This is a genomic window from Pseudomonas sp. LBUM1663, from assembly GCF_059695905.1.
Map to the genome: position 1 here is coordinate 5,301,956 of NZ_CP166792.1, position 13,293 is coordinate 5,315,248.

Annotated in this window: 10 protein-coding genes; 5 read left to right on the forward strand and 5 right to left on the reverse strand. The window is 58.1% G+C overall.

The window, feature by feature from the left end:
* The first annotated feature begins 29 nt into the window (after positions 1 to 29).
* The 3 genes from ACA075_RS24280 to ACA075_RS24290 are packed head-to-tail and all read left to right on the forward strand — an operon-like array spanning position 30 to position 4,200.
* Complete coding sequence (locus ACA075_RS24280; protein WP_497295830.1) at positions 30 to 989, forward strand: cytochrome-c peroxidase; 960 nt, start codon at positions 30 to 32, stop codon at positions 987 to 989.
* Entirely contained in the window at positions 986 to 2,797 is a 1,812-nt protein-coding gene (locus ACA075_RS24285; RefSeq protein WP_497295831.1) for a DAHL domain-containing sensor histidine kinase, read from the forward strand. The genes ACA075_RS24280 and ACA075_RS24285 overlap by 4 nt, the downstream gene beginning before the upstream one ends.
* Positions 2,794 to 4,200 carry an ATP-binding protein gene (locus ACA075_RS24290; RefSeq protein ID WP_497295833.1) on the forward strand — a complete coding sequence of 469 codons (1,407 nt, stop codon included), beginning with the start codon at positions 2,794 to 2,796 and terminating at the stop codon, positions 4,198 to 4,200. The genes ACA075_RS24285 and ACA075_RS24290 overlap by 4 nt, the downstream gene beginning before the upstream one ends.
* Before the next feature lie 190 nt (positions 4,201 to 4,390).
* On the opposite strand, the gene ACA075_RS24295 is transcribed toward ACA075_RS24290, so the two are convergent.
* Together ACA075_RS24295 and ACA075_RS24300 are read right to left on the reverse strand one after the other, a co-directional pair.
* Complete coding sequence (locus tag ACA075_RS24295; RefSeq protein ID WP_497295835.1) at positions 4,391 to 5,716, reverse strand: APC family permease; 1,326 nt, start codon at positions 5,714 to 5,716, stop codon at positions 4,391 to 4,393.
* Between the two features lie 239 nt (positions 5,717 to 5,955).
* Positions 5,956 to 6,777 carry a carbon-nitrogen hydrolase family protein gene (locus ACA075_RS24300; RefSeq protein WP_497295837.1) on the reverse strand — a complete coding sequence of 274 codons (822 nt, stop codon included), beginning with the start codon at positions 6,775 to 6,777 and terminating at the stop codon, positions 5,956 to 5,958.
* 124 nt (positions 6,778 to 6,901) lie between these two features.
* Here ACA075_RS24300 and ACA075_RS24305 point away from each other — a divergent pair, with 124 nt between their 5' ends.
* Together ACA075_RS24305 and ACA075_RS24310 are read left to right on the forward strand one after the other, a co-directional pair.
* On the forward strand, positions 6,902 to 7,702 hold the full coding sequence (locus tag ACA075_RS24305) for a helix-turn-helix transcriptional regulator (protein WP_497295838.1): 801 nt from the start codon (positions 6,902 to 6,904) through the stop codon (positions 7,700 to 7,702).
* A 212-nt stretch (positions 7,703 to 7,914) separates the two neighbouring features.
* Positions 7,915 to 9,534 carry an FMN-binding glutamate synthase family protein gene (locus ACA075_RS24310; RefSeq protein WP_497295840.1) on the forward strand — a complete coding sequence of 540 codons (1,620 nt, stop codon included), beginning with the start codon at positions 7,915 to 7,917 and terminating at the stop codon, positions 9,532 to 9,534.
* Here ACA075_RS24310 and ACA075_RS24315 read toward each other — a convergent pair.
* The 3 genes from ACA075_RS24315 to ACA075_RS24325 all read right to left on the reverse strand — a co-directional run bounded on the left by ACA075_RS24315 (position 9,512) and on the right by ACA075_RS24325 (position 13,049).
* Positions 9,512 to 10,993, reverse strand: a complete 1,482-nt coding sequence (locus ACA075_RS24315) for a glycosyltransferase family 39 protein (protein ID WP_497299325.1) — start codon at positions 10,991 to 10,993, stop codon at positions 9,512 to 9,514. The two genes, ACA075_RS24310 and ACA075_RS24315, sit on opposite strands and share 23 nt — an antisense overlap.
* Positions 10,994 to 11,049: 56 nt before the next feature.
* On the reverse strand, positions 11,050 to 11,424 hold the full coding sequence (locus tag ACA075_RS24320) for a GtrA family protein (protein WP_497295842.1): 375 nt from the start codon (positions 11,422 to 11,424) through the stop codon (positions 11,050 to 11,052).
* A 119-nt stretch (positions 11,425 to 11,543) separates the two neighbouring features.
* Complete coding sequence (locus tag ACA075_RS24325) at positions 11,544 to 13,049, reverse strand: glucosyltransferase domain-containing protein (protein WP_497295844.1); 1,506 nt, start codon at positions 13,047 to 13,049, stop codon at positions 11,544 to 11,546.
* Positions 13,050 to 13,293: the final 244 nt, after the last annotated feature.

Below are 13,293 nucleotides of genomic sequence, written 5' to 3' on the forward strand. Positions count from 1 at the left end.
ACACGGGCTATCAGCCAAGGAATTACAAGATGTCGCCATTTCTCTACCGCTTGCTCTTGATGCCTCTGCTCGGGCTGTGCCTGACGGCCAGCGGCACGCCACTGGACGAACCACTCAAACCGCTACCGGCCGTGCCAAAGCAAAACCCTCTGCGGGTTGAACTCGGTCGCCAGTTATTCAATGAGCCACGTTTATCGGTCAACGGCAGCCTGTCCTGTGCCAGTTGCCATCGCCTGGAAAGCGGTGGCGCCGATAACAAGGCGTTTTCCATCGGCTTCAACGGTCAGCCAGTCGCCATCAACACCCCCAGCGTGTTCAACGCCAGCCTGAACTTCCGGCAATTCTGGAACGGCCGCGTCGCCACCCTGGAAACCCAGGTCCACACCGTGGTGCAAAGCCCCAGTGAAATGGGCAGCAACTGGGAACACGTGGTGCAGACGTTGTCCGCCGATCCGGCTTATCAAACCTCGTTCGGCAACGCTTATCCGGACGGAGTGACCATGATTAATGTGCAAAACGCCCTGGCGACCTACGAGCGCACATTGATCAGTGCCAACTCGCGTTTCGACCAATACCTGCAAGGCGATACTGACATTCTCACCCGCGAGGAGAAGTACGGTTACCAACGCTTCAAGGATTACGGCTGTATCGCCTGCCATCAGGGGATCAATATCGGCGGCAACATGTTCCAGAAATTCGGGGTGATGGGCGATTACTTCAAGACCCGAGGCAACCCGACCGAAACCGACCTGGGCCGCTATCTGGTAACCAAGGATGAAGAGGACCGCAACGTGTTCAAGGTCCCGAGCCTGAGGAACGTCGCCGTGACCGCGCCGTACTTTCACGACGGTTCGGCGAAAACCCTCGAAGACGCCGTGGACGTGATGTTCACGTTTCAGCTGGGGCGCATCCCCTCCGCCGAAGACAAGGTGCTGATTATCAAATTCCTCAAGACCCTGACCGGCGAATGGGAGGGCAAACCGTTATGAAAATGTCCCGCCGACGCAGTTTGGCGCTCCTCGGTATCGTGGCCGTGATACTGGCCTCGACACTGCTGTTTCTGTACCTCAAATCCAGCTCGAACCAGACGTCGACGTACACGGAGTCCCGGGATCTGATTTCCCGAATGAAACAGCTGAATGCGCAGTGGGAAACGGAAATCCTCAAGTCCAGGATTGCGATCAACCACAACTACGATCCGCTGGTCACGCCGCTGGCCGAGATGACGCTACTGTGGGAACGGTTCGACACAATGAAGTCGAATCACAGCGGTAGCGACTCGCCCGCCTGGCAGGCCAGCCATGATGCGTACCTTGGCGCCATCGAAGAAAAGACCCGGCTGGTGGAGCAGTTCAAGTCCCACAATGCCGTATTGCGCAATTCACTGGCGTTTCTGCCGACCGCCGAAGACGACATTCAGCAACCCCTCGCCCAGTTGCAGGACGGCGACAAACTGCAACTGCAATACATCGCCAACGACACCTATGACCTGGTACTCAGCACCCTGGAGTTCGCCATGGTCACCTCTGACGACAAGGCCGCCGAAATCCTGGTGGGGTTAAGCAAACTGAAAGTTAACAAACAGCGACTACCGGAGGAATTCCACAGTCCGCTGGATATTCTCAATAACCACATCGAGCTGATCCTGCGTGAACAACCGGTGGTCAACCGCTTGATGGAAAACATCGAGGCCACTCCCGTGGCCGACCGACTGGATGACATCACCGATCTGCTGAACAACGATCAGCAGCGTACCGATGCGATCGACCAGCGTTATCACTTTTACATGCTGGTGTTTTCCGTGCTGTTGGTGCTGTTGCTGGTGTACCTGGCGATTCACTTGATGCGCAGTTTCACAGTGATCAATCGCGTCAATAAAGCCCTGAAAACCGCCAATGACGATCTTGAACAACGGGTCGAAGAACGTACCCGGGAACTCAGGGATACCCAGAGCGAACTGCTGGACACCGCGCGTCAGGCCGGCATGGCGGAAATCGCCACCAATGTGCTGCACAACGTCGGCAACGTGCTCAACAGCGTTAACATCTCCGCCGACCTGGTCAGCCGAAAACTGCGCAGCAGCAAGGCCCAGGGGCTGGGCAAGGCGATGCAACTGATGAACGAACACCTGGGCGACCTGGGCACTTTTCTGACCCAGGACAAGAAAGGCAAGTTGCTGCCCGGTTACCTGAATCAACTGGTCGATGCCATAGCGATTGAACAACAAAGCATGACCGAGGAACTGGCCCAACTGACGAAAAGCGTCGACCACATCAAGGACATCGTCGCCACCCAGCAGTCTTACGCCGGCGCCAACAGCCTGATGGAACCGCTGCACATCAGCGAACTGCTGGAAGACGCCCTGCGCATGAACTCCGGCGCCCTGACCCGGCACCACGTCACGGTGGTCAAGGAGTACAACGAGGTGCCGCAGGTCATGGGCGACAAGCATCGGTTGCTGCTGATCCTGATCAACCTCATCAGCAATGCCAAATACGCCATGTCCGACCTCAGCAATCGTCCGCGACAAATGACCCTGGGGGTGAAAATCGTCGAAGACTCCACCCTGCAAATCAGCGTCAAGGATGATGGCGAAGGCATCGCGCCGGAGAACATGACGCGCATCTTTGCCCACGGTTTTACTACCCGCAAGGAAGGTCATGGCTTTGGTCTGCACAGCTGCGCACTGGCGGCGATCGAGATGAACGGCCATCTCAGCGCCCACAGCGACGGGCCTGGCAAGGGTGCGCAATTCACCCTGCAAATCCCGCTGAAAACCGTCGAGGAGGAAGCATGAGAGAGCTTTCGAACCGGCGGATTCTGCTGATCGACGACACGCCGTCCATTCATGATGATTTTCGCAAGATCCTGACCCCGGATTCGCTGCAACACATCGAACTGGACGAGATGGAAGTTACGTTGTTTGGCAGCGAAATCAAACCCGCCAACACCCTGTTCGAACTGGACTCCGCCTATAGCGGCCAGGAAGGCCTGGGCAAACTCACTCAGGCCTTGCAGGAAAGCCGCCCCTACGCACTCGCATTCGTCGACATGCGCATGCCTGAAGGCTGGGATGGCGCACAAACCATCGAGCATCTGTGGCAGGAAGACCCGCGCCTGCAAGTGGTGGTGTGTACCGCGTACTCCGACTATTCCTGGGATGAACTGCTGGACCGGCTGCAAGCCCATGATCGTTTGCTGATCCTGAAAAAACCGTTCGACAACATCGAAGTCCAGCAGATGGCCAACACCCTGCTGACCAAATGGGAGATGACCGAGCGCGCCTTTGTGCAGATGAGCCACCTGGAGCATCTGGTTAACCTGCGCACCACGGAGTTCAAACAGGCCAGCGAGGCGTTGCAGCGGGAGATCGACGAGCGCAAACAGCTTGAATCGCAACTGGTGCAATCGGAAAAACTCGCTTCCCTGGGGCAATTGGCCGCCGGGGTCGCCCATGAAATTAACAACCCCATCGGCTTCATTTCCTCCAACCTTGGCAGTCTTGATGGCTACTTCAAGCAACTGCAGGAAATGCTCGACGCCTATCGCGAGGCCGAAGAAGTGATTGCTTCAAATGAGGTGATCGAACGGCTTGGGCAGTTACGGGAACGGATCGAACTGGAGTTTCTGCGCGAGGACATTCCGTTGCTGATCAAGGAATCCAAGGAGGGCATCAACCGGGTCGGGCAGATCGTCAAGGACCTGAAAGACTTCTCCCGGGTGGATTCCAACCAGGAATGGCAGTGGACCAGTCTGCAACAGGGCATCGAATCGACCTTGAACATCGTCGCCAATGAACTCAAGTACAAGGCCGATGTGGTGAAGGCGTATCAGCTATTGCCCGACATCGAGTGCCTGCCGTCGCAAATCAACCAGGTGATCATGAACCTGATCGTCAACGCGTCCCAGGCGATGGGCCCGCAGCGCGGCACCATCACCCTGCGTACCGGAGTTGAAGGTGAACGGGTGTGGATTGAGGTGGCTGATACCGGGTCCGGTATTGCGCCGGACAGCCTGCAGAAAATCTTCGACCCGTTCTTCACCACCAAACCAGTGGGCCAGGGGACAGGGCTTGGGTTGTCCCTGTCTTATGGCATCGTGAAGAAGCACCGGGGGGATATTTCGGTGCGCAGTGAGCTGGGCGTGGGCAGCACGTTTCGCGTCGAGTTGCCCATGCACCAGACACACTCAGCGGCCTGAACACAATCCAAATGTGTGAGCGAGCCTTTGTGGCGAGGGGGCTTGTCGGAATGCCGCATCACCCCGTTGGGTCGCGAAGCGGCCCCAAAAAAAGGGGACTGCTGCGCAGTCCAACGGGGTGATGCGGCATTCCGACAAGCCCCTCGCCACAAAGGCTCACGCCTACAGGGGGTTATGCAGTGTCCGGGTGTCAGGTGGCCTCCTGGAAATCCATCTCCGGTGGCTGGCGGCGGAAACCACCGGTCAGCACCGCCAGGTACACCACGCCAATCGCCAGCCAGCTCAGTCCCAGGTAGATCGCCAGGTGATCGAGGCTGACCATCAGCCACAAATCGGCCGCCAGGCCAATGAACGGGAACAGCAGGAACAACACAAACTCGCGCGGCCCTTTCTTTTCTCCGCCGATCCAGTAATGAAAGATCACCGACAAATTCACCAGACTGAACGCCAGGAACGCGCCGAAGTTGATGAACGAGGTCGATGTGGTGACGTCCAGTTTCAGCGCCAGCAACGCCACCACGGCGCACAACAGGATGCTGTTGACCGGTGTGCCGAAGCGCTCATGCAAGGTGCCGAAGAACGATTTCGGCAACACACCGTCGCGGCCCATGGCGAACAACAGTCGCGAACCGCTGGCCTGAGCCGACAGGCCCGAGGCGAACTGGCCGACGATCAGGCCGATCAGAAAAATCGTCACGAACAGATCGCCACCGATATTGCGGGCGATTTCATAGGCGGCCGAATCGACGCTGTCGAACTGGAACGAGGGATGGGCGATCTGCACGAAGTACGAGACGCTGACAAAGATCAGCCCACCGATCAGGGTAATCAGCATGATCGCCCGCGGAATGGTGCGACGTGGGTCGCGGGTTTCTTCAGTCAGGGTGCTGACCGCGTCGAAACCGAGGAACGAGTAACAGGCGATGGCCGCGCCGCTCATGATCAGCGGCATCTGCATGTCGCCGTTGAAGAACGGTTTGATCGACCACAATGGCGTGCTCGCATCGCCACCGACGTAGTGAATGCACAGCGCGACGAAGGCGATCAGCACCAGAAATTGCACCAGCATCAGCAAGGCGTTGATGCCGTTGGCCAGTTTCAGGCCGACGATGTTAATCGCGCTGGTGATGCCGATGAACGCCAGCACCCAGATCCACTGCGGCACGGCCGGGTACGCGGAGTTGAGGTAGGCGGCGCCGATCAGCCAGATCGCCATGGGCAGGAACAGGTAATCGAGCAGCACCGCCCAACCGGCGATGAACCCGAGTTTCGGGCTGATGGCCTTGCGTACATAGCTGTAGGCGGAACCGGCAACGGGGAACGCCGAGGCCATTCGGCCGTAGCTCATGGCAGTGAAAAACATCGCCACCAGCGCCGCCAGATACGCGGCCGGAACCATGCCGGCGGTGGATTGAGCGAGGATGCCAAACGTGCCGAGCACAATGATCGGCGTCATGTAGGCGATGCCGAACAGCACCACCGAACCCAATGACAGGGTGCGTTGCAAACGAGCCATGAGCGACTACTCCGAATTTATTAGATTTATGGCAGAGCCGAGTTCGGCGCTAAATTTCGGGTGTTTCGTTGTTGTAATGGGGTGCAAGGTCAAATAGGTGTGGCGTTTGTCATGGCCCCTTCGCGGGCAAGCCCGCTCCCACAGGGATTTCAGTCGTACGCAGAATGTGTGTCCACCGAAGAACCTGTGGGAGCGGGCTTCCCCGCGAAGGCGTCCGCCCTGACGACACGGAATACGGATCAGCGCAAAGGAATCAGCAACTCCCGCACGCCAGCAACCCGCTCGACAATCTCTCCGGGCAACTTCAACCGCTGATCATCCAGATATCGGTAATCCTTGCGTGCAGCCTCCAGCCGGCTGAAATCCAGCTCAACCGTAAACTGCCCCTCCTCGCGCCCGGCCTCGAACAACAAGGTGCCCAGCGGATCCACCAGCGCACTGCCACCGGCGAACACCAACCCGTCATCGCTCTCTTTTACCCGGTTGACCATCAGCGCAAAGGCCTGGTTTTCCTGGGCTCGAGCCATGATCGCGGTGCGGTGGGTCGGGCCATAAGGGTCCATGTTGCCGTTGGTGACGATCAGCAATTCAGCGCCCAGTTGCGCCAGGGCGCGGGCGGTTTCGGGGAATTCGATGTCGTAGCAGATCAACAGGCCGACCCGCACGCCGTTCCACTCGCAGGTGGCGTAACGGTCGCCCGCCTCGAAGACGCCGCGATCCGACGCCCACAGGTGGGTCTTGCGGTATTTCAGCGCGATGCCTTCAGGGGTGATCAGCAGCGTGGTGTTGTAGAAGCGGCCGTTGTCGTTCTCGGCCATGCCGATTACCACGGCGATGTTGCGTTCGCGAGCAGCCGCCAACACGGCGCTGACCGTCGGCCCGTCCAGCGGTTCGGCGGTTTGGGCCACGGTGTCGGCAGTCGGAAAGCCCATCAGGTGGGTTTCCGGGAAGACGATCAGTTGCGTATCCGCATTACAGGCAGCGATGGCCGCGAGGGCGCGTTCGAGGTTGTACGCTGTGCCGTTGTCACGGCCCGCCAACTGGGCGAGTTCGACTTTCATGGGTATTCCTTGTTATGGGCCGGGCGGCAGAAAGATTGCCCGGTCTGTGTCTGTGCGCCAGTATGCGCAGCAAGCCACCGGCCGGGGAATCACGCCGCTGGGGTAACCCGATAGGGGTAGAGGCATGACACTTTCATTAGACGATATCGCTTGGCACCGCTCGGTCGGGCAACTGATCGACGCCCTCGACAAGCCCAACTTCTGGACGCAGCTTGTCCGGTTGCTGGATCAGTACGTGACGTTCGACAGCTGGGTGGCGCTGCTTTTCAGCGCGGACCAGCACCCGCAAGTGTTCGCCGAATGTCCGGGCGAGGACGGCAGCCCTGATCAGTTGTTTCAGGATTACTTGCGCGGGCTGTACTTGCTCGACCCGTTCTACATCGCCTGCCGCGAGCAATCGCGCACTGGCCTTTATCGCCTGTCGGAAGTGGCGCCGGAGCACTTCGAGCTGACCGAGTATTACCAACGCTACTTTCGTCTGAATGTGGTGGCCGATGAAATTCAGTTCAATTGCCAGCTCGAAGGCGACCGCACGTTGTGCCTGTCATTGGGCAGCAAGCAACGTTTCAGCGGCCAGCAGATTGCCTTGCTGTCGCTGATCCAGCCGTGGGTGCTCGGCCTGCTGCGCCAGCGCCTGCCCTACGAAATCAACGAAGTCGTGGCCCTCGCGCCCTCACCGATCCAGGGCGATTGGCGCGTGCAGCTTGAAGCCTCGGTGCAACAACTCAAGGGCGCGCAATTGACCGCCCGGGAACTGGATGTCGGGCGATTGATGCTCAGCGGTTGCTCCAGTAAAGAAATCGCCCGTAAGCTGGAAATCTCTGTAGAAACCGTGAAAGTCCATAAGAAACACATGTACAGCAAGCTGGGGATCAAATCCCAGTCCGAGCTGTTTTCGATATTCCTCCAGGCGCAAAATGCCTGATTGCTGTAGCAGCGCCGCAGACTTTTGTGGCGAGGGAGCTTGCTCCCGCTGGACCGCGAAGCGGTCCCGATACAGGCACCGCGTTCAGTCAGGCAGAGCCCGTCAGCCGGTTTTGCGACTGCTGCGCAGCCGAGCGGGAGCAAGCTCCCTCGCCACAAAAGCCAAATGCAGCATTGCCAAAATACAACCGAGTCCGAACCCAAGGAACCCGTATGAGCCTGTCACTCCTGAGCCGCTACGCCTTCTTTGCCGCTTGCGTGATATTCACCCTCGCCAGCCTGCCCTTCCTGGAACACGACTGGCTCTGGCCGATCACCGCCGTGACGGGCGTCCTGAGTCTGGTGGGCCTGTTCGATCTGCTGCAAAGCCCTCACGCGGTGCGGCGCAACTACCCGATCCTGGGCAACATTCGTTATCTGGTGGAGGGCATTCGCCCGGAGATCCGCCAGTACCTGCTCGAATCCGACAGCGACGCCCTGCCCTTCTCCCGGGCCCAGCGCTCGCTGGTCTATTCCCGGGCCAAGAATGAAAGCGCCGACAAACCCTTCGGCACGCTGATCGATGTGTACCAATCGGGTTTCGAATTCATCGGTCACTCGATGCGCCCGGCACCGTTGAGCGACCCGAGCAATTTCCGTGTCATCGTCGGCGGCCCACAGTGCACTCAGCCGTACTCGGCGTCGGTGTTCAACATCTCGGCCATGAGCTTCGGCTCGCTCAGCGCCAACGCCATTCGCGCGTTGAACCAGGGCGCCAAACTCGGCAACTTTGCCCACGATACCGGCGAAGGCAGCATCAGCGCGTATCACCGGGAAAACGGCGGCGACCTGACCTGGGAACTGGGCAGTGGCTACTTTGGTTGCCGTACCGCTGATGGGCGCTTCGATCCTGAACGCTTCGCCGCACAAGCGCAGACGCCGCAAGTGCGGATGATCGAAATCAAGATGTCACAAGGGGCCAAACCCGGTCATGGCGGCATCCTGCCCAAGCACAAAGTCACTAAGGAAATCGCCGAAACCCGCGGCATCCTGATGGGCGAAGATTGCATCTCGCCGTCGCGGCACAGCGCGTTTTCCACACCGATCGAACTGATGCACTTCATCCAGCAGTTGCGTGAACTGTCCGGCGGCAAACCGGTGGGCTTCAAGTTCTGCCTCGGTCACCCGTGGGAATTCATGGGCATCGCCAAGGCCATGCTGGAAACCGGCATTCTCCCGGACTTCATCGTGGTCGACGGCAAGGAAGGCGGCACCGGTGCCGCGCCCGTGGAGTTCACCGACCACATCGGCGTGCCAATGCGCGAAGGCCTGCTGTTCGTGCACAACACGCTGGTGGGCCTGAACCTGCGGGACAAAATCAAACTCGGTGCCAGCGGCAAGATCGTCAGCGCCTTCGACATCGCCAGCGTCCTGGCCATCGGCGCCGACTGGGCCAACTCGGCGCGCGGCTTCATGTTTGCCATCGGCTGCATCCAGTCGCAAAGCTGCCACACCAACAAATGCCCGACCGGCGTCGCCACTCAAGACACCTTGCGCCAACGTGCGCTGGTGGTCCCGGACAAGGCCCAGCGCGTCTTCAACTTCCACCGCAACACACTCAAGGCACTGGCGGAAATGCTCGCGGCCGCGGGCCTCGATCATCCGTCACAACTGTCGGCCAAGCATCTGGTACGGCGCATGTCGGCGACCGAGATCAAGCTGTTCTCGCAGTTGCATGTGTTCTTGAAGCCGGGGGAATTGCTCACCGGCGAGGTGAATGGCGAGTTTTACTCGCGGATGTGGCAAATGGCGCGGGCGGATAGCTTTGAGCCTAATGAGGTGGTTGCTGCGTGAGGAGTGATTGCACGCCAGTCTCAGGAGAGGTTGGCGTTGCATCAATCGTGAACAGGCGGGCTTCGACTTTTCCCCCATCTAGTTTGAGCGTTTGCTTCCAGTATTCTGGAAACACCCTGTTTTGTTCATGCCGGGCTGTTCCTGTTATCCACCAAACTCTTCTGGTGTTATTTCTCAACACCGGAACGTCATTGAAGGTGATCAATTTCGGACGTTGGGATACGAGAGCCCAGCCACCCTGATCAGGGTAGCCCCAGAGCAGATCAGTCGTTGAACTGATGTAAATTCGCGGTTGAACGCCTGTGCTGTTGTAATAAATAAATGGTAAGTACCAATACAGGCTATCGATCAGAACCTCGTCATCCACTCGAAGATCCCGGTTGATACTGCCCACAATGGCGTTCATCCGAATCTCCATGCCATTCCCTTCCTTGCAATGTGTCAACAGCCCCCACACTTCCCCGATCAGAAAAAAAGCGAGCATTACGACCGCCAGAGCACGCTGCCGTTGCCACCATGAGCCCAGAGTAACCGCAACGATAAGGGGCAATCCCACTGCACAGAACAGAATGTATCTGGGGAAAAAAATCGGCATGAATAAAGAGATGAGTACGAGCGTAGTGACGGGAACAAAAAAATAGCCCACAAGCAATACGCTGCCTGGAGGCGCATTTCGCGTTTTCAATAACACAGAAGCTGCACACACAAGAACCGCTAAAGTCGGCACCACGCGCAACAATGACAACGCCGGCGGCAAATCTGTCATCACCATAAATTGCCAGACTACGCTCAGCGCGGTCTCCCACGAGAGAGGCAGTATCCAATCGAGCCCTGGCCGTTGCAGCAATTGTTCAATGAAATTAGGTGCCCAAGGCAGGTACAACAGGACAATCGCGCTGTTGACCAAAATCCAAGCACGAACGGTTAGATCCGTGCGAATACCGCGCGCGCTCCACCAAAAAAGCCAATGCACCAAGACACACAACGCAGCGAAATAGTGCGTGTAAAAAGCAGCCGTCATCAGCAGCACATACAGGATCGCAAAGCGCTTTCGCTGCGGTGAATTAACCCAGCACACCAACGCCACGGTCGCACCCATGAGCCAGAAACCGAGCAAGGTATACATGCGGATTTCCTGGCTATAGCGAACCGAGATCGGTAGCAATGCCAACAACACAGCAGCAATCCAAGTCGCCCTTCGCGTCGCCACAACACTCATCAATTTGATGCACAACAACAGCGTGCCGACGTCGGCCAAGGTGCTCAGGGATCGAGCAGACAAGACGCCATTACCGAACAACAACATCCAGTAATGCAGCAACACATAGTAAAGCGGTGGATGAACGTCCCGAGCCGTGGTGGACCAAATGTACGAAGGCGATCCGTCGGCAAGCAGCAGGCTGTAGGCTTCGTCATACCAGACCGCCGGCACGGTAATAGAGTGAAACCTCACGACCATCGCGATCGCCACCACTGCAATCAGCCCCGCCCAATCGACAAACCGGCGCGACACGTTCACGCTTCGCGCTCGCCATACAGGACAAATCTCGAGAAGAAAAACCCGCAAACCAGACTCAACAGCGAGAACGACCCTACGGTGACCAGCCCGTGGATTTTCCAGACATCGGCGTAATGTCCGACGACGAAACTCATGACCCCCATAAAGAACACATACAGCAAGTAACGAAGTACCGAGGCCCCGACCTCAAACGTGTAGAGCGCATGCACATAGAATGAGAACGCCGCGGCCACACAAAACGCCGAAAAGTTACTGGCAGCCTGACTCAGCTCGGCCGCGATGGTGAGTACGTAAAATATCTGCCAATGAATCAGCGTATTGGCCACGCCAACAACCGCATACGTGGAGAACTCTTTCCATAAGGCTTTCATGCTCGGTCCTTGAACTGTCGCTGCTTCAGGTGTGTTTCAAACCTAAAGTCGAGGACACGTGCGCGTCTACTGTAAGAACTAACAGGTAGCGCGGCATTCCAGACCAATGGTCACGGGGTTCACCACTGGAGAGAGCGGACCCTGGCGGGTTCTTTCATGACAATAAAGCCGTAGTCCCCCAGCAGATAAATCCGATAAAACAGACTGTCAACCAGCGGTGGATAACCCTGATAACCCACCAGCGTCGCGTTACGCCGTTCCTTTTCCCTGACCACATTGGTGATGCCTGTTTTCGGCAGATTTTCCGCGAGCACGTAGAAGTCGATGTTCAACAAGTAATGCAAAACCGGCATCTGCTTGAACGATCCGGCGGCCCCCACCAGCCAGTGATCGGAGTACGTCACCGACATATAAATGCGCTTGGCTTCGCGCAACGCCGGGCGCGAAGCAATGTCGGCACTCAAGGCGAACAGGGCATTCGTTGCGAAAGTCTTTTGCAACGTCAGCACCCGTCCATAAGCGAAAGACAGCGAGAGCATCGCCAACAGCGGAACCAGCAGCAGCAACGGCAGCTTTCCGTGCACTGGCGCCAGCGCCCGATGGCTCAGGTAGAACAACAGCACTAGCACCACCGCAAAGCCCATCAAGGTGCGGGCGCCTTCATTGAAGTCGCGGAAAAACAATGAGACGCCCGGCACCAGCAGCATCAGGACGGGCAGGATCAACAGGCACAGCAGGCCGATCACGGTTTTGTTCAGCCCAGCGTCCGCACGCTCAAACACGCGCTGTCCCACGCGCACCGCACCGAACAGGGCGCACAGCAACAGCGCGGCGAATACCCAGGCCAAGCCGCCATGGAACAGCAGCACGATTTTTTCCAGCACCCAGCCCGCGTTGGTTTCAATTTGCTGCACCGGCGCCGCTGCTCCGTTCAACAATGAGGTTCGGTTCTGAGTCATAAAGGAATAGGCGGTGGCGTAATAGATCAGCCCCGCCAGACCCACCTGTACAACTTTGCTGCCGATCAATCGCCACCACGCAGGCCATGCCAATGGGTCGTCCGTGCGCCGCAGCAACTCCAGGCAACACAGACCGAGAAACACATTGAAGCTGACCTGATAAAGCCCGATGGCCAAGGCTATCAGCGCGGCCGGTATCAGCAGGTTCTGGACGCGAGAGGGGCTTTGAAAGGTGATCGCGTAGATCACCGCCACCAGGCTCAGCGCCATGGTCGGTCCGTCATATTGGTACGACAGGTTTTGCAGGAAAAACGGGTTGTACCAAAGCGGCAGCACCACCAGGCAATGGGCGAACGTCGGTTCGGGGAAGTAGTGGAACGTCAGCCGGGTCAGGGCCCAACTCATCGCCAGCGTGGCAATCAACAGCGGCAGCGGGAAGATATTCGGCGCGGCGCCGCTGAAGGTCAGCAGGTTGTAGAACCACTGCGCGAACAGCCGGCCCTCCTCCGCCCAGCCGGTGCCGGCGGCCAGGGCACGCCAGTTGTCATCGATGTAGGGATAATCCGCGAGGATCAGCGGCAGGATGTAAATCAGCGTCGCGAAAAGAAACAACAACCAGACTTGGCGGCCAGTGAGTTCTTTGTCGAGCCATTCGCTGATCTTCATTCCGGCGCCTCAATGGAATTCCGCCTTCAATCAATAAAGCCTTGAACCCCCGACGGTAGTCAGAGATCGCCGACCTGCGCGGCTTTTAGACAGGCGGTTGTCACCTCGGCGATGCACAGAGACATTCCGTAATATCCGCACTTTGCAATTGCCGGCGAATCCCTGCACCCTGCGCGCCGCCAATGTGCAGCGCGCAACCTTTCGTGTCGCCGGCGCTCCCACTTCAAAACCCGTTCAAGAGCCC